The following is a 15,003-nucleotide window of genomic DNA, read 5'->3' on the forward strand; positions in this document are numbered from 1 at the left end:
TCTACTCCTTCACCTGCCACTGCGGCCCATCGGCCGTGTCGGTCACCTCGATGCCGGCCGCGGCCAGCCTGTCGCGCACCTCGTCGGCGGTCGCCCAATCCTTCTCCGCGCGGGCGGTCGCCCTGCGCTCCAGCTCCGCGCGCACCAGCACATCCAGCGCGTTGCTATTGCTTGTCGACGACGGCCACGCCCCCGGATCCACACCCAACACCGCCGCCATCGCACGCACCTGCGCAGCGATAGGAGCGGGGTCCTTCGCCTTGTTGCCCTCGCGGACGAGGTTGTGGATCTCGGCGAGCGCCTTGGGCACGGAGAAGTCGTCGTTGAGCGCGTCGGCGAACCCGTCGGTCCAGGTGGTGGGCTCGGGCATGCCGGCGCGCTTCACAAATTCCTCGATGCGCCGGTAGCCGGCCGCCGCCTCCTGCAGGGCCTCGGGCGAGTACTCCAGGACGCTGCGGTAGTGCGCGGAGCCGAGGTAGTAGCGCAGCTCCACGGGGCGAACCTGCTCGAGCATCGCGTCGATGGACAGCACGTTGCCGAGCGACTTCGACATCTTCTCGCCCGCCATGGTCACCCAGTGGTTGTGCATCCAGAAGTGGGCAAACCCATCACCGGCGGCGTGCGACTGGGCCTGTTCGTTCTCGTGGTGCGGGAACTGCAGGTCCAGTCCGCCACCGTGGATGTCGAATTCGGAGCCGAGGTACCAGGTGGACATTGCCGAGCACTCGAGGTGCCAGCCGGGCCGCCCCGGCCCCCACGGGGTGGGCCAGCTCGGCTCGCCGGGCTTGGCGGCCTTCCACAGCGCGAAGTCCGGGTCGTCGCCTGTCATATCTTCCAGCTTGTTGCCGGAGATCGAGCCGTAGTCCCCGCCGGCCTTAACCCAGGCGTTGACGTCGAAGTAGACGGAGCCGTCGCGGGGGTAAGCGAAGCCTGCGTCGATAAGCCGCTGCATGTAGTCGACCATCTGGGTCACATGCCCGGTCGCGTGCGGCTCCACGGAAGGCGGCAGCACGCCGAGGGTGTCGTACGCGCGGGTGAACTCGCGCTCGTAGGTAGAGACCCACTCCCACCAGGGGCGATTGTGCTCGCGCGCCTTGGTCAGGATCTTGTCGTCGATGTCGGTGACGTTGCGCGCGAACGCGACGTCGTAGTCGTTGGCCAGGAACCAGCGCCGGACGATGTCGAACGCGACACCCGAGCGCAGGTGCCCGATGTGGGGCTTGGCCTGCGGGGTGGCACCGCACAGGTAAATTGAGACATGCCCGGGCCGGATCGGCTCGAAGTCGCGCAGCGTGCGGGTTTTGGTGTCGAAAATGCGTTGCTTCACAACACCGCAGTCTACAGCGCCGACTCGTCCACCTTGAGCTCCGAGTAGCGAGCCTCAGGAACGGCACGTCGATCGGCTCCCCGACCTGGCCCGCGCTGCACTTCACGTCCTGTGCGTCGCCGTCGAGCATGGTGAAGGCACCGGAAACCTCGAGGGTCTCGACCCACTTTTCCTTTACGGTTTGCTCCACCGTGGCCGTGTAGGGCACGGTGCGGTTGGTGAACTGGAGGGTGCCGTCCGCCAGGTAGCGGCGGGGCCACTATGTAGTTACGGAGTACGGAACTTTCGTTCCACCAACGCCGTCGCTATGGCCGCGCGGCCCTCGCCACTTCCGGTGAATCCCATGTGGTCCGTGGTCGTCGCCGACACAGACACAGGGGCGCCGAGCGCCTCCGAGAGGACCCGCTCCGCTTCCTCGCGCACCGGCGACATCTTCGGGGTTTGGCCGATCAGTTGGGCGGAGACGTTGACGACGGTGTGACCGTGGGCGTCGAGAAGCTCTTTCAGCTCTTGCAAGAGCTGGGCGCCGCGTACCCCGTCGTATTCCGGGCGGCCGACGCCGACGAAGGAGCCGAGGTCGCCGAGGCCGGAGGCGGACAATACGGCGTCGACGATGACGTGGCTGACCACGTCGCCGTCCGAATGCCCCTCGCAGCCGTCCTGGTCTTCGTGGAGGATGCCGGCGATCCAGCATTCTTTCCCGGGTTGGATCTGGTGGGCGTCGAACGCCGTACCTACTCGGAGATTTGTCATAAGTACGACGCTACTTCAGCGTCGCTGAAGTCGTAGTCGGAGTAGTACTCCTGCATCTCCTCGAGCTCAATCTCCTTCCATTGTTTTTCCAGCGCGGCGAGGATATCCGGGGTGTCTTCCGGCTTCTTTTCCGGCGGATACTCGAATGTCATGCCGAACCTGTCCTCCATCGCGCGGATCGTGGCCATGCATGCGTCGTAGTCGAAGTCGTTTTCGTACTTCTCTACCGCAGAGTGGCAGCGGTTGTAAAACTCGGCACGGTCCTTGCGTTTCTGCCGCCGTTTCGCCAGCGTTGTCTGCCACCTCGGGTTCGTCGGCTGCAGATAGTCGGTGATGAACCCTTCCGGGGCCGAGACTTGGAAGGTGCCGTCCGAGTGCAGCCACACTATTTCGCCGGTAACCGGATCGGGCACGTAGTAGACGCGGCGATCGGTCTTTAGGTTGTGGTGGTGCGCACAGAGGCTGAACAGGTTTGAGGCGGTGGTTTTGCCGCCTTCGTTGAATGGGATGCGGTGGTCCAGCTGGCAGTTTTCGGCCTTCACGTTGCAGCCGGGCCAGAGGCACACCCCGTCGCGGGCCTGCACCAGCGCACGGATGGCGGCGGTGGGCACGTACGCCTCAGTTTCGGCGCACTCCGCTTCGTCCAGGTCCACGACGTGGGGCGGGTTGTCCTCCAGCATCTGTTCCACTGCGGCGGTACCGTCCGCGTCGGTCCATCCGAAATTCGGGATGTAGTACGAGCTGCCCGGTGTCTTCGACGTGAACATGTAGAGCACGACCTTCGGCGTCGCACGAATCTCGCCGGTGAGGATGGCCTTGATCGCGTCGTCCCTTGAGAGCTTGTGCTCGCGCGCCACCTGTTCGGTGAAACGCTCCATTCGGCCGAGCGTGACGGGGTCGCCCTCCACATTCAGCCCGGCATCGCCGTCGTCCTGGCCGTAGAAGAGGCTCCGGCAGGTGCCTAACGGCAGGTCCTTCTCTTTCTTCCGCTCCTTGATTTTCTTTTGGTTCGGCGCGAGGTCGGAATCGATGCGCTGGATCCGCTCGCGCAGACGGCGACGCAGCGAGCTTGGCGACGGCAACTCCGCCCCCACCCGCCTCGGCGTGAATACCTTGACCAGATACTCGTCCATGTCCGCGAGAATGTCTGGCGTGGCCAGATCGTTGAGGCGGTTCAGCGTGGACTCGATGGCCGACAGACGTCGCACGTCCAACCGGCGGGTCTCTTCCTGCAGCGCCCGCAGCTTCGGTAGATCAGCGAGCACCGAATACCCAAGAATCCCACTTTCAGCCCAACTCTGGCTTTCCCCTACTGCCATCGCAATCGAATAGGCCTCTAGTTCGAAGTCCTCCACTTCTACCAACGGCTTGGCGTAGCGGTGGAAAATCTGGAACTCTGCCTCCCGCATCGCCTGGCCTGCGGCGGTGATCGGACAGCCTTCTCTCTCCGTTGCAAAAGTTCCGTTCATGTCTCACCCTCCTCCCGGAACTAATGTCGAACATAATGCCGACACATGTTCCACGTCAAGGGTTTTTCAAAACTTTTTTCGGATACGTTTTCGAACCCCTGATAAGGCGAGACCTCCCCACGCTACCTATAGCAAACGACCCCGACACGGGCCTTAGAGCGCGCCGACCACGCTTTCCGCCAACCGCAAATCCAGCGGGGTGGTGATTTTGAACGCCATGGGATCCCCCTCCACGGAAACGACCGGCACACCGAACCACTCCATCAAAGACGCGTCGTCGGTGGCGACAAACGCCGGTTTCTCAGCGAGGTACTTTTCGTTCGCCTTGCGCAGCATCCGCAGGTCAAACCCTTGCGGCGTCTGGGCAGCGCGCAACGTAGACCGGTCCAGGGTCTCTTCGACAATCTCCCCCGAAACCCGCTTCACAGTGTCCGCCACCGGCACCACGGGCACCACCGCAGGGGCGTCGCAAAGCACCGCGTCAACCACGCGCGAAACCATCGCCGCGGGGGTTAACGCGCGGGCAGCGTCGTGGACGACCACGCAGGCGTCGTCAAGCGAAATCGCTTTGAGCGCCGCGAAGATGGAGTCCGCGCGCTCCGCACCCCCATGCACGAACTGGACCTCGTAGCCGGCCAGGAGCCCGCGGGCGCGCGTTTCCATCGACGGGCTGACCACTACGACAACGTGGTCGACAACCTCGGACATCGTCGCCACGGAGCGCTCGAGCAGCGTCCGGCCACCAAGTTCCACATATGCCTTGGGCACTTCGGCGCCCAGGCGGGTCCCCTGCCCGGCGGCGGCGACGACCGCCACGGTTTCGAGGCGCAATTTACTTGCCGTCGTCCTCGTCGTCGAAGGAGAGGTCGTCCAGATCCACCTCGTCATCGTCTTCGACCTGGCCCGGGTCCACGGAAATTCCGGCCTTGACCTGCTCGTCGATGATGGCCTGGATCTGCTTGTCCATCTCCTCGACCTTCTTCTCGTCCACCGGCTCCGCCAATGCGAGCTCGCCGACGAGAATCTGGCGCGCCTTACCCAGCATGCGCTTTTCACCTGCGGAAAGGCCTTTGCCCTGGTCGCGGCGCCAGAGGTCGCGGACAACCTCCGCGACCTTGTTGATGTCGCCGGACGCGAGGCGCTCCTGATTGGCCTTGTAGCGGCGGGACCAGTTGCCCGCCTCCTCCACGTCGGTCTCGCGCAGCACGGAGAACACCTTCTGCAGGCCTTCCTCGTTGACCACGTCGCGCACACCGACTAGCTCGGAGTTCTTCACCGGAACGCGCACTTCAAGGTCCGAGTGGAGAATCTGCAGCACCAGGTAATCGAGGGTCTCTCCGCGCATCTCGCGCTGCTCGATATCGGCGATGCGGGCCGCTCCGTGGTGCGGGTACACAACCACTTCTCCGACCTTGAATTCCATTGCGGCTCCTTGCGTCGTTAGGCGAAGTTCAGACCCCAACACCCTACCACCCCGCATTTCGCTTATCGACGACCAAAGGTCGGCTCGCCCAATAGGGGGAGCAAGTGGGAAAACTGCTGTGCAGACGCTAGAGTATTGCGGAGGAAACCCTCGAATGAGTTTGATGATGGAGGACACCCCGTGAAGTCCCTGAAGCGCGTCGCTGCCGCCGCCGTCGCTGGCTGCGCCACCCTGGCCCTCGTTGGCTGCTCCGCCGGCCAGATCACCCAAACCTCGAACCAGGTTGCGGCCGTTGACGGCGCTAGCGCCTCCACCGAGGACGGTTCCGTCGCCGTGCAGGACGTGACCGTGGTGCTCGCTGAGGACGGCCAGGCCGCCCTGAAGTTCACCGCCACCAACCAGGACACCGCGATGAAGGACCACACCCTGAAGTCCGTCGACGTGGACGGCCAGAACGTGACCATCTCCGGCAACTCCTCCATCGCCTACAACTGCGCGCTGGTTGCGGATTCCAAGGACGGCCTGGAGCGCATGCCGCAGGACAAGAACGACAACTGCATCGAGTACACCGCGACCACGCTGGCGAACGACGACTTCGCCTACGGCGGCAACGTGCCGGTGACCTTCAACTTCGACACCGGCTCCCTGGATGTCGTGGCAACCGTGTCCGCCCCGACCCTGGCTTCCGGCCAGGTGGACCGCGAGGTCTAAGCTCCCCCTTCTTGCGAAACCGCTGGTTTAACCAGCGGTTTTTTCGTGTTCGAACACCGTGTCGGGGCCGTGTTATACGGTGTGGCGCATGGCAAAGAAACCCCGTGTGATCCACACCTGCACCGAGTGCGGCTACTCATCCCCCAAGTGGCTCGGCCGCTGCCCCGAGTGCGGGTCTTGGGGCACGCTCCAAGAGGAAGCGCCGGCTGCTTCAGGCCCGGTGAAGAAGTCCTCGCTGACACCGTCAGCTCCCGCGAGCCCGATCACGAAGGTCGAGGCTGCGGCGACGAAGACTGTCAAGTCCGGCATCCGGGAGCTGGACCGCGTGCTCGGCTCCGGCGTGGTGCCCGGCTCTGTGGTGCTGATGGCGGGCGAGCCCGGTGTGGGTAAGTCCACGCTTTTGCTGGAGGTGGCGTCGCGCTGGGCAAAGCAGGGGCGCAAGGCGCTCTACGTCACGGCGGAGGAATCTGCGGGCCAGGTCCGGGCCCGCGCCGAGCGCACGGAGGCGCTGGTGGACACGCTGTATCTCGCCGCCGAGTCCAACCTGGACGTGGTGTTTGGGCACGTGGAGCAGCTGAAACCTTCGTTGCTGATTGTGGATTCGGTGCAGACCATGCACGCCGCCGGCGTCGAAGGCGTCGCCGGTGGCGTGGCGCAGTCTCGCGCGGTCACTGCGGCGCTGACCACGCTGGCCAAGACCACGAACATCCCGGTGCTGCTGGTGGGGCACGTGACCAAGGACGGCAACGTCGCTGGCCCGCGCGTGCTGGAACACCTGGTGGACGTGGTGTTGAACTTTGAGGGGGACAGGCAGTCGTCGCTAAGAATGCTCCGGGGCATTAAGAACCGCTTCGGCGCCACGGACGAGGTCGGCTGCTTCGAGCAGACCTCCGGCGGCATCCGGGAGGTGCCGGACCCGTCGGGGCTGTTCCTGTCTCACCGCGGAAAAACGCCGGACGGATCCGCGGTGACGGTGGCGATGGACGGCGTGCGCCCTATCCTCGCTGAGGTGCAGGCGCTGACCGTGGATCCGGTGAACAAGAGCCCGCGGCGCGTGGTCACCGGCCTCGATTTCAACCGGGTGCCCATGGTGCTGGCGGTGCTGCAGGCTCGCTGCGGGGAACGCACGAACGACAAGGACGCCTATGTGGCCACCGTCGGCGGGGTGAAGATCACGGAAACGGCCACGGACCTCGCGGTCGCGTTAGCAACGTGGTCGAGCCTGCACGAGAAGCCGCTGCCTGCGAAAACGGTGGTTGTGGGTGAGGTGGGGCTGGCGGGAGAAATCAGGCGGGTGCCAAACCTCGGCCGCCGTCTCCAGGAGGCGGCCCGCATGGGTTACACCAGCGCGATCGTGCCCGCCGGAGAGAAGCTGTCTATCGACGGCCTGACGGTCCGCCCCGTCTCCACCCTCGCGGAGGCGCTGTCCTTGCTACAGTAGGCGCGATGAATGAGGGGGAAATTCAGCGGGCTATTCACGTGCTCCGCGAACACACGGCAGATTCAGACCATGTAGTTGCAGTAATTGAGACGGCGACGTTTCTTTTGCGGGGAGGGTTGCACGACCAGGCGTTGGGGCTGGTGTCCGGCACGGAGCCGTTCATTGAGCATCCGGCGGAGGCAATGGGCGCCCTCGGGGAGTTCTTCGCGGCCGCGACGGAGGCTGGGCTGGGGCAACGTTTCCTCGTGCGGTTCACGTCGCCGCGGTGGCCTGGCAGGGACCCGCAGGTGGCGTCGCTGGCGAGGGCGTTCTGGGGAAGGTCACGGGAGGTGGACGTGCCACCGCTCGACCTGGCGGATTTTGCGGACACGGTGGTGTTTTCGTTGTCGTCCCCCGTCGGGGTGCACCTGCCGGAGCCGAACCAGCTGGTGGAGCAGGTGATGGTGCTGCAGGAGCTGGACCTGGGCTCAGAGCTGGCCCGCCAGATTTTCGATGCAGCCGGCGCGGTGGCGTTCCACCCGTCGCTGGATTACGTAGTGGTGTTCCAGCTCGCGCTGCTGGCGGACGAAGCGCGGCGGCCCCTGGACACCTTGGCGTTTCTGGATGCGCTGTCGAGGTTGCCGGAGCGAATCTGCCCGGGCATGGAAGAGATCGACCTGGCGCTGGTCAAGGCCGCGAATTACATGGACTTGGGCGCGATGCGCGACGCCGCGGCGTGCCTGCTGCTGGACACCGCTGGTGCGGACGCGGACACCGCGCTGCGCCGGTACTCGCAGGTGTTGCGCAGGCTGCTTCGCTCCGACGAGTTCGACGCCGCACTATATCTGGTCTCCCCCACCCAGGAGATTGTGGACGCTGGCGAAGGATCGCCGTGGTGGCGCCTGCAAGGGGCGTCGGCGGTGGCGCAGTGGGTCGCCTCCGCGGCCGACCCGGGGTTCGGCGAGCTGTGGCCGTCCGCGCGGGGCCGGCTGAAAAACGCGTTCACCGAGTACGTGGACAGCGGGGCAGCGGACGGTCTGGGTTCTCAGTACGTCGGCAACGTGGTTACCGCGCTGCAAAAAACACAGCGCGCAGCAGAAGCGGTGGACCTGTCGTCGTGGGCGCTGCCGGTCGCCGCGAAAACACAGAACCCGCGGGAAACCCTGTTTACGCTCTGCGACAACGCGGTGTCGCTGTTTTGCTGCGAGCGCTTCGAAGAATCCGCGCTGGTGCTGGAGTCCGTGCACCAGCGGGCGCGCGAGGCGGGCGACGCGGAGGCCATGGGTTGGGCCGTCAACTACCTGCGCGACTTCGGGGTGTTCTCGGGCTTGCCCGCGTACGCGCAGGCGCTCGAGCGGCTTAGGTGATGTTGAAGGGGCTGGCGTCGGAGGCGTTGCCCCCGATCACGCCGTGCAGGAAGTAGGAGCCGGCCTTCACTTCCGGGCGGTTGTCGCACTGTCCCGGCTGCGATGCGGTGACGGACCAGCGGGCCTCCCAACGTCGCTTCTCGCCCGGCGCGAACTCGACGTTGCCTGCCGCCACCGGCGGGTAGCAGTCGGTGTCGGACCAGATGCGGTCGTTGGTGGCCATGTCGTAGACCTCAAAACGCAGCAGGTTGTCATCCAGGTTGATCACGCAGTCGGTGTCCGTGGGGTTTTTCACCTCCATGTAAAACACCGGCTGCACCCCAATGGCGTACGAAGGCTGGTTGCTGGAGGCGTGGATCTCCAAGTCCGCCAGCTCGCAGCTGCCCTTCTTCACAGGAGCGGCGACGGTTTCCTCACTCGGCTGGGTGGAGCTGGGCGTGCTCTCCTCGGAAAGCTGCACCGTCGGCTCGGTGGCCAGGGTGGTGGACGGTGCTTCTGACACGGTCTCGGGGGTGTTTTCCGTCTCGTCGGTCTTGCCGCTGCGGGCGAACGCGGACAGGCCCCACACCAAAAGCGCCACAATCACCAGCAGGATGACGAGGGCCGCCACGCGGCGGCGCATGTAGATCTCCGGAGGCAGTGGGCGCTGGTTCGACATGCCTATAACTTAATCGCCGAAGTTTTCGTAGGTGGTCTCGACACGGCCGTCGGACAGGCGGTAGCGCGCACCCACCACGCCCACGGTCTTGTGCGTCAGCCCGGAAATGACGGACGGGATGCGGGCCACCAGGTGCTCTGCGCCGTTGCGTGCGTGCGCCTGCTCCACCTGCTCGCCGCGGGTTTTCGCCTCGGCGACGGCCGGCGAGATCTTCTCCACGAATACGCGCGTCAAGCCGGGCGGGATGTCGCCGGAGCTGAGTGCTTCCACGGCTGCCCCCACGGCGCCGCACTTCTCGTGGGCGAGGAAGAGCACGAGGTCGACACCGAGGCCGTCCACCGCAAACTCGACGGACGCCGACACCGCGGAGTCCACGCAGCCGCCGGCAGTGCGGATGACGAAGATGTCGCCGAAGCCGGCGTCGAAAAGCAGCTCAATTGGCACGCGGGAGTCGGAGCAGCCCACCACGACGACTGCCGGGTTCTGGCCGGAGGTGAGCTGCTGGCGGGTTGCGGGGTCGCGGCGCGGGTCCGCGGTGTTGCCGGTGGCGAAACGCTCGTTGCCTGCTTTCAGCAGCTCCCACACTTCGCGGGGTGTGGTGGCGGCCTGGAGATCGGTCACATTAGTCATGACCGCTATTGTTGCACGCATTGTGACGAAACTGCGCCTAAACAAGATTATTTCCTGGTACCGAGCCAACGCTCGCCAACTGCCCTGGCGAAACTCGTCAACGTCTCCGTGGGGCGTGCTGCTTAGCGAGGTGATGAGCCATCAAACCCAGGTCGAGCGCGTCGCACCTATCTGGCAGGAATGGATGCAGCGCTGGCCCACCCCGGCGGCGTTCGCGCAGGCTGGCACGGACGAGATCCTGCGCGCCTGGGGCAGCCTGGGCTACCCGCGCCGGGCTCTGCGTCTGAAGGAGTGCGCGCAGGTGATTGTGGATGAGCATGGCGGGGAGGTACCGGAGGACGTCGATAAGCTGCTGGCGCTCCCCGGGATCGGCGACTACACCGCGCGGGCGGTGGCGTGCTTCGCGTACGGGAAAAACGTGCCAGTTGTGGACACGAATGTGCGGCGCGTGGTGGCCCGCGTGGAGCGCGGCGAGGCGCTCGGGGCGCCCGGCAAGAAGGAAATCGAGCAGGTTGCGGCGCTCTTGCCGGAGCAGAATGGCCCCGAGTTTTCTGTCGGGCTGATGGAGCTCGGAGCACTCGTGTGCACCGCGCGGGCGCCGAAGTGCGAGGAATGCCCGGTGCGCGCTGAGTGTGCGTGGCTCGCGGCCGGCAAACCGGAAGCCGAAGTGAAGAAGCGCTCGCAGCGCTTTGTTGGCACCGACCGTCAGGTGCGCGGCAAGATCATGCGGTTGTTGCGGGAGTCCGACAGCCCAGTGGAGCAAAAGCTTATCGACGACCTCTGGCACGACCCCGCACAGCTTTCCCGCGCGCTATTTTCACTGCTCGAAGACGGTCTGGCCGAGCAGGACGAGAAGGGTTACTTCCACCTGCCGCGGTAGTGCAGCCCGCCGGGTAGCTTCACGTACACGCCGCCACGGGAGTTGAAGGTGACCGGCCCGATCTTCTTCGACGCGGACACGCCGGACTTGGAGTAGTTGAGCCAGCTGCCGTCGCTGATCTTTTGGCGCTTGCGGTACTGAATTCCCATGGACGGGAGCTTACACTGCTTCCCATGCGTAAACGGTGGTGTCTTTTTGCTGTCCCGCTCCTGATTTGTCCCTCTGCGCACGCTGAGGATTTGAGCGCGGAATCGCTTTCTTCCCTGTCTTCGGTAGGTTCGTCGACCTTCGAGGTGATCGGTGACGCGTCGTCGCTCTCGTCTGTCCCAGAGATGTCTTCGCAGTCGCTTGACGGCGCGGCAGGTAACACTCCTGGAAAGCTCGACGCGAAAAAGTGGGTGCTGGGCACCAATGGCAAGCGCATCCGCTACACCTCCGTCAACGAGCGCGGCGAGAAGGTGCCGGTCACCGGCGCGCTATACGACCGTCCGTTTGCAAAGGGCCTGATCGTTCTCGCCCCCGGCACGCGCGGCCTGGGCGACCAGTGCGCGCCGTCGGCGGCGTCGTCGATGTTGTCCTCCCTCGGCCCGGGCGGCACGGTGAACATCAACTACGAGGTGCCAATGGTGCAGATGCTTCTCGACGACGGCTACCGCGTGGTAGTCACGGACTACATGGGCCTAGGCACCGACGGCCTGCACACCTACCTCAACCGCGTCGACCAGGGCCGGGCGGTGATTGACGCCGCCCGGGCCGTAGCCAAACGCGGCGAGAAGGTGGCGTTCTGGGGCTACTCGCAGGGCGGCGGCGCAGCTGCGGCGGCCGCGGAGCTGGTCGGCGACTACGCCCCGGAGCTCAACGTGGTTGGTACTTTCTCTGGAGCTCCCCCGGCCGACCCCCTGGGCGTGCTGCAGCAGGCGTCCGCACCGATGCTCACCGCAGTGGCGGGTTTCGCCGCCGCCAGCTACTCGGAGACCTACCCCGAGTTCCACGAGGCGATCCAGGAACACCTCACCGACGACGGCAAGGCCCTGCTGGAGGATCTGAAAACGTCGTGCGTTATCGATGCGTCGATGAACGCCCCGAAGATCACCGACGACATGTTCGTCGACGGAAAGACGTTCGCAGACATCGCGGAAGAAGACGAGCGCATCGGCAAATACCTCGAGCACAACAAGCTTGGCAAGGTGAAGCCGAACGCGCCGATGATGGTGCTGACCAACCCGGACGACGACCTCGTCCCGGAGCCGCAAGCCACCCAGCTGGCTGAGGACTACTGCGCACTCGGCGCCGAGGTGGAGTACCGCCGCGTGGTTGTACCGGGCTCGCCCACGCAGCCCTTGTCGTCTGGCCGCCGCGAGCTCACTCCGCGCGCCCCGGGTTCCGGTCACGCGCTGCCGCTGCTGCTGCAGACCGACAACGTTGCGGACTGGCTGTCCGACCGTTTCAAAGGCAAGCCCATGAAACAGGTCTGCCCCTCCGACCACCCCGAGTACAAGGTGGTGGAGGGGCTCAACGCCGTGGAGATCACCGCTATCGTGTTCTCCGTGCTGGGCACTCTCGGCGCCCTGGGCTTGTGGGCTTACGCTTACACCGGCTCGGGGCCGTTGCCCTCGTTACCGTCGCCGCCTTCCTTGCCGTCGCTGCCCTTCTGATCTTCGCGCTCATCCGGGAACTCTGATGCCTCGGACTCCGGCTGGGTGCGCTCCGGCTCGATGTCGCGGACTTCGTCCTCCGGCTCCACGTCGAAGGCCTCTGCAGGCAGCGGGCGCGGGCGCGGGGTAAAGGTGAACTTCGCGTCCGGCGCGGCCTTGCCGCGTTCCTTGCGTGCAGCCTCGACGTCGCCGTCCCAGCCCTCGACGTCCGCGGTGATGATCTCGCCGGCGCCGATTTCGCCGAACAGGATCTTCTCCGACAGGATGTCCTCGATCTCGCGCTGAATCGTGCGGCGCAGCGGGCGCGCACCCAGCACCGGGTCGAAGCCACGGACCGCGAGCAGGCTCTTCGCGTTCTCGGTCAGCTCGATACCCATGTCCTGCGCGGCCAGGTTCTTGTCCACACGGCCGATGAGCAGGTCCACCATCTGGACAATCTCGTCCTGATTGAGCTGCTTGAACACCACGATGTCGTCGATGCGGTTCAGGAACTCCGGACGGAAGTGCTTCTTCAGCTCGTCGTTAACCTTGCCCTTCATGCGCTCGTACTGCGCCTCGGCATCCGTGGCGGTGTCACCCGTGAAGCCTAGGCCGACCGGCTTGGAAATGTCGGCGGTGCCCAGGTTCGAGGTGAAGATCAGCACGGTGTTCTTGAAGTCCACGTTGCGACCCTGGCCGTCGGTGACGTGGCCCTCTTCGAGCACCTGGAGAAGCGTGTTGTAGATCTCCTTGTGCGCCTTCTCGATCTCGTCGAAAAGCACCACGCTAAACGGCTTGCGGCGTACCTTCTCGGTGAGCTGGCCGCCTTCTTCGTAGCCGACGTATCCCGGAGGTGCGCCGAAGAGGCGCGAGGCAGTGAAGCGGTCGTGGAACTCGCCCATGTCCACCTGGATCAGCGAGTCGTCGTCGCCGAAGAGGAACTCCGCGAGCGCCTTGGACAGCTCCGTCTTACCCACACCGGACGGGCCGGCGAAGATGAAGGAGCCGGACGGACGGTTCGGGTCCTTCAGGCCGGCACGGGTGCGGCGGATGGAGCGGGAGACAGCCTTGACTGCTTCGTCCTGGCCGATGATGCGTTTGTGCAGCTCATCTTCCATGTTGAGCAGACGGTTCGACTCGCTCTCGGTGAGCTTGAACACCGGGATGCCGGTCCAGTTGGCCAGCACGTCCGCGATCTGGTCCTCGCCGACCTCGGCAATCTCCTCCAGGTCGTCGGAGCGCCACTTCTTCTCCTTGGCGGAGCGCTCCTCCCCCAGCTTGCGCTCGGTGTCGCGCAGGCCGGCGGCCTTTTCGAAGTCCTGGGCGTCGATCGCCGCTTCCTTTTCCTTGCGCACCTCGGAGATGCGATCGTCAACCTCGCGGAGGTCCTCCGGGGCGGTCATGCGCTTGATGCGCATGCGGGCACCGGCCTCGTCGAGAAGATCGACGGCCTTGTCCGGCAGGAAACGGTCGTTGATGTAGCGGTCCGACAGCGTCGCTGCCGCCTTGAGGGCGTCGTCGGTGTAGGACACGCGGTGGTGCGCCTCGTAGCGGTCGCGCAGGCCCTTGAGGATCTGCACGGTGTCTTCCAGGCTCGGCTCGTCCACCTGCACCGGCTGGAAGCGGCGCTCGAGGGCCGCGTCCTTTTCAATGTGCTTGCGGTACTCGTCCAGCGTGGTCGCGCCGATGGTCTGGAGCTCACCGCGCGCCAGCTTCGGCTTCAGCAGCGAAGCCGCGTCGATGGCACCCTCCGCGGCACCCGCGCCGACGAGGGTGTGAATCTCGTCGATGAACAGGATGATGTCGCCGCGCTGGTTGATCTCCTTGAGCACCTTCTTCAGGCGCTCCTCAAAGTCGCCGCGGTAACGGGAACCCGCCACCAGGGAACCCAGGTCCAGGGAGTAGACCTGCTTCTCCTTCAGCGTCTCCGGGACCTTGCCGTTGGCGATGTCCAGGGCAAGGCCCTCAACCACGGCGGTCTTACCCACACCGGGCTCGCCGATGAGCACCGGGTTGTTCTTGGTGCGGCGCGACAGCACCTGCATGACGCGCTCGATCTCCTTGTCGCGGCCGACAACCGGGTCGAGCTTGCCTTCCTTCGCGGCCGCGGTGAGGTTGCGGCCGAACTGGTCCAGCACCAACGAGTTGGAGCGCTCGCCGCCCTGCGGGCCACCACCAGCGCGCGGACCCGCACCGGCACCTGCGAAGCCCGGCTGGCCCTGCTGCGGGGACTCCGGGTTCTGGCCCTCGCCGCCCTCGTAGCCGGACAGCAGCTGGATAACCTGCTGGCGCACGCGCGGCAGGTCCGCGCCGAGCTTGATCAGCACCTGGGCCGCCACACCGTCGCCCTCACGGATGAGGCCGAGCAGCAAGAACTCGGTGCCAATGTACTTGTGGCCCATCTGCAGGCCCTCACGCAGGGAAAGCTCCAGCACCTTCTTCGCGCGCGGGGTGAACGGGATGTGGCCGGTCACCGGCTGGGTGCCGTGGCCGATAATGTCGATGACCTCGCGACGCACGTCGTCGAGGTTGATGCCCATGGACTCGAGCGCCTTCGCTGCGACGCCCTCGCCCTCCTTGATCAGGCCGAGCAGGATGTGCTCGGTGCCCATGTAATTGTGGTTGAGCTCGCGCGCCTCCTCCTGTGCAAGGACGATGACGCGACGGGCCCGGTCGGTAAACCGCTCGAACATGTGGCTGACCCCTTCTTTCCTAAATCAGTTGTCCACCA

14 protein-coding genes are annotated in these 15,003 nt (G+C 65.3%); 5 read left to right on the forward strand and 9 right to left on the reverse strand.

Annotation, left to right across the window (positions count from 1 at the left end; translation table 11 throughout):
• Position 1: 1 nt before the first annotated feature.
• The 5 genes from cysS to CAFEA_RS09435 all read right to left on the reverse strand — a co-directional run bounded on the left by cysS (position 2) and on the right by CAFEA_RS09435 (position 4,972).
• Positions 2-1,327, reverse strand: coding sequence for a cysteine--tRNA ligase (gene cysS / locus CAFEA_RS09415; RefSeq protein ID WP_063938888.1), 1,326 nt, complete (start codon positions 1,325-1,327; stop codon positions 2-4).
• 267 nt (positions 1,328-1,594) lie between these two features.
• Entirely contained in the window at positions 1,595-2,080 is a 486-nt protein-coding gene (gene ispF / locus CAFEA_RS09420) for a 2-C-methyl-D-erythritol 2,4-cyclodiphosphate synthase (RefSeq protein WP_063938889.1), read from the reverse strand.
• Positions 2,077-3,549, reverse strand: a complete 1,473-nt coding sequence (locus CAFEA_RS09425; RefSeq protein WP_063938890.1) for an HNH endonuclease signature motif containing protein — start codon at positions 3,547-3,549, stop codon at positions 2,077-2,079. Before CAFEA_RS09425 ends, ispF begins: the two co-directional genes overlap by 4 nt.
• Before the next feature lie 153 nt (positions 3,550-3,702).
• The gene (gene ispD, locus CAFEA_RS09430; protein WP_253705038.1) at positions 3,703-4,380 is read right to left on the reverse strand and encodes a 2-C-methyl-D-erythritol 4-phosphate cytidylyltransferase; all 678 of its coding nucleotides are present in this window, start codon (positions 4,378-4,380) and stop codon (positions 3,703-3,705) included.
• Position 4,381: 1 nt separating this feature from the next.
• Positions 4,382-4,972: a CarD family transcriptional regulator gene (locus CAFEA_RS09435; RefSeq protein WP_035000071.1), complete on the reverse strand. Its 591-nt coding sequence runs from the start codon at positions 4,970-4,972 to the stop codon at positions 4,382-4,384.
• 180 nt (positions 4,973-5,152) lie between these two features.
• Here CAFEA_RS09435 and CAFEA_RS09440 point away from each other — a divergent pair, with 180 nt between their 5' ends.
• The 3 genes from CAFEA_RS09440 to CAFEA_RS09450 all read left to right on the forward strand — a co-directional run bounded on the left by CAFEA_RS09440 (position 5,153) and on the right by CAFEA_RS09450 (position 8,470).
• Positions 5,153-5,683, forward strand: coding sequence for a hypothetical protein (locus CAFEA_RS09440; protein WP_035000073.1), 531 nt, complete (start codon positions 5,153-5,155; stop codon positions 5,681-5,683).
• A gap of 88 nt (positions 5,684-5,771) precedes the next feature.
• A complete protein-coding gene (radA, locus tag CAFEA_RS09445) occupies positions 5,772-7,124 on the forward strand; it encodes a DNA repair protein RadA (RefSeq protein WP_063938892.1) in 1,353 nt (450 codons plus the stop codon).
• 5 nt (positions 7,125-7,129) lie between these two features.
• Positions 7,130-8,470 (forward strand): hypothetical protein, encoded by a 1,341-nt coding sequence (locus CAFEA_RS09450; protein ID WP_143313233.1) that lies wholly within the window; start codon positions 7,130-7,132, stop codon positions 8,468-8,470.
• Here the strand turns inward: CAFEA_RS09450 and CAFEA_RS09455 are convergent.
• Both CAFEA_RS09455 and CAFEA_RS09460 read right to left on the reverse strand, forming a co-directional pair.
• Positions 8,463-9,128 (reverse strand): hypothetical protein, encoded by a 666-nt coding sequence (locus tag CAFEA_RS09455; RefSeq protein ID WP_063938894.1) that lies wholly within the window; start codon positions 9,126-9,128, stop codon positions 8,463-8,465. The two genes, CAFEA_RS09450 and CAFEA_RS09455, sit on opposite strands and share 8 nt — an antisense overlap.
• A gap of 9 nt (positions 9,129-9,137) precedes the next feature.
• Complete coding sequence (locus CAFEA_RS09460) at positions 9,138-9,758, reverse strand: carbonic anhydrase (protein ID WP_035000077.1); 621 nt, start codon at positions 9,756-9,758, stop codon at positions 9,138-9,140.
• On the opposite strand from CAFEA_RS09460, the gene CAFEA_RS09465 reads away from it, so the two are divergent.
• The gene (locus CAFEA_RS09465; protein WP_063938895.1) at positions 9,757-10,638 is read left to right on the forward strand and encodes an HhH-GPD family protein; all 882 of its coding nucleotides are present in this window, start codon (positions 9,757-9,759) and stop codon (positions 10,636-10,638) included. The genes CAFEA_RS09460 and CAFEA_RS09465 overlap by 2 nt on opposite strands.
• Here CAFEA_RS09465 and CAFEA_RS09470 read toward each other — a convergent pair.
• Positions 10,617-10,787 (reverse strand): DUF4236 domain-containing protein, encoded by a 171-nt coding sequence (locus CAFEA_RS09470; RefSeq protein ID WP_074432070.1) that lies wholly within the window; start codon positions 10,785-10,787, stop codon positions 10,617-10,619. The two genes, CAFEA_RS09465 and CAFEA_RS09470, sit on opposite strands and share 22 nt — an antisense overlap.
• A 24-nt stretch (positions 10,788-10,811) precedes the next feature.
• Here CAFEA_RS09470 and CAFEA_RS09475 point away from each other — a divergent pair, with 24 nt between their 5' ends.
• A complete protein-coding gene (locus CAFEA_RS09475) occupies positions 10,812-12,293 on the forward strand; it encodes a lipase family protein (RefSeq protein WP_082855751.1) in 1,482 nt (493 codons plus the stop codon).
• On the opposite strand, the gene CAFEA_RS09480 is transcribed toward CAFEA_RS09475, so the two are convergent.
• Positions 12,227-14,965 carry an ATP-dependent Clp protease ATP-binding subunit gene (locus tag CAFEA_RS09480; RefSeq protein WP_063938897.1) on the reverse strand — a complete coding sequence of 913 codons (2,739 nt, stop codon included), beginning with the start codon at positions 14,963-14,965 and terminating at the stop codon, positions 12,227-12,229. The two genes, CAFEA_RS09475 and CAFEA_RS09480, sit on opposite strands and share 67 nt — an antisense overlap.
• Between the last annotated feature and the right edge of the window lie 38 nt (positions 14,966-15,003).

Source organism: Corynebacterium afermentans subsp. afermentans, assembly GCF_030408355.1.
Classification (GTDB): Bacteria; Actinomycetota; Actinomycetes; order Mycobacteriales; family Mycobacteriaceae; genus Corynebacterium; species Corynebacterium afermentans.

What these genes read in the sequence shown, in the direction of transcription:
- ispF (WP_063938889.1), bottom strand. Translation starts at nt 2,080, where the DNA reads ATGACAAATCTCCGAGTAGGTACGGCGTTCGACGCCCACCAGATCCAA.
- CAFEA_RS09425 (WP_063938890.1), bottom strand. Translation starts at nt 3,549, where the DNA reads ATGAACGGAACTTTTGCAACGGAGAGAGAAGGCTGTCCGATCACCGCC.
- CAFEA_RS09435 (WP_035000071.1), bottom strand. Translation starts at nt 4,972, where the DNA reads ATGGAATTCAAGGTCGGAGAAGTGGTTGTGTACCCGCACCACGGAGCG.
- radA (WP_063938892.1), top strand. Translation starts at nt 5,772, where the DNA reads ATGGCAAAGAAACCCCGTGTGATCCACACCTGCACCGAGTGCGGCTAC.
- CAFEA_RS09450 (WP_143313233.1), top strand. Translation starts at nt 7,130, where the DNA reads ATGAATGAGGGGGAAATTCAGCGGGCTATTCACGTGCTCCGCGAACAC.
- CAFEA_RS09455 (WP_063938894.1), bottom strand. Translation starts at nt 9,128, where the DNA reads ATGTCGAACCAGCGCCCACTGCCTCCGGAGATCTACATGCGCCGCCGC.
- CAFEA_RS09465 (WP_063938895.1), top strand. Translation starts at nt 9,757, where the DNA reads ATGACCGCTATTGTTGCACGCATTGTGACGAAACTGCGCCTAAACAAG.
- CAFEA_RS09460 (WP_035000077.1), bottom strand. Translation starts at nt 9,758, where the DNA reads ATGACTAATGTGACCGATCTCCAGGCCGCCACCACACCCCGCGAAGTG.
- CAFEA_RS09470 (WP_074432070.1), bottom strand. Translation starts at nt 10,787, where the DNA reads ATGGGAATTCAGTACCGCAAGCGCCAAAAGATCAGCGACGGCAGCTGG.
- CAFEA_RS09475 (WP_082855751.1), top strand. Translation starts at nt 10,812, where the DNA reads ATGCGTAAACGGTGGTGTCTTTTTGCTGTCCCGCTCCTGATTTGTCCC.
- CAFEA_RS09480 (WP_063938897.1), bottom strand. Translation starts at nt 14,965, where the DNA reads ATGTTCGAGCGGTTTACCGACCGGGCCCGTCGCGTCATCGTCCTTGCA.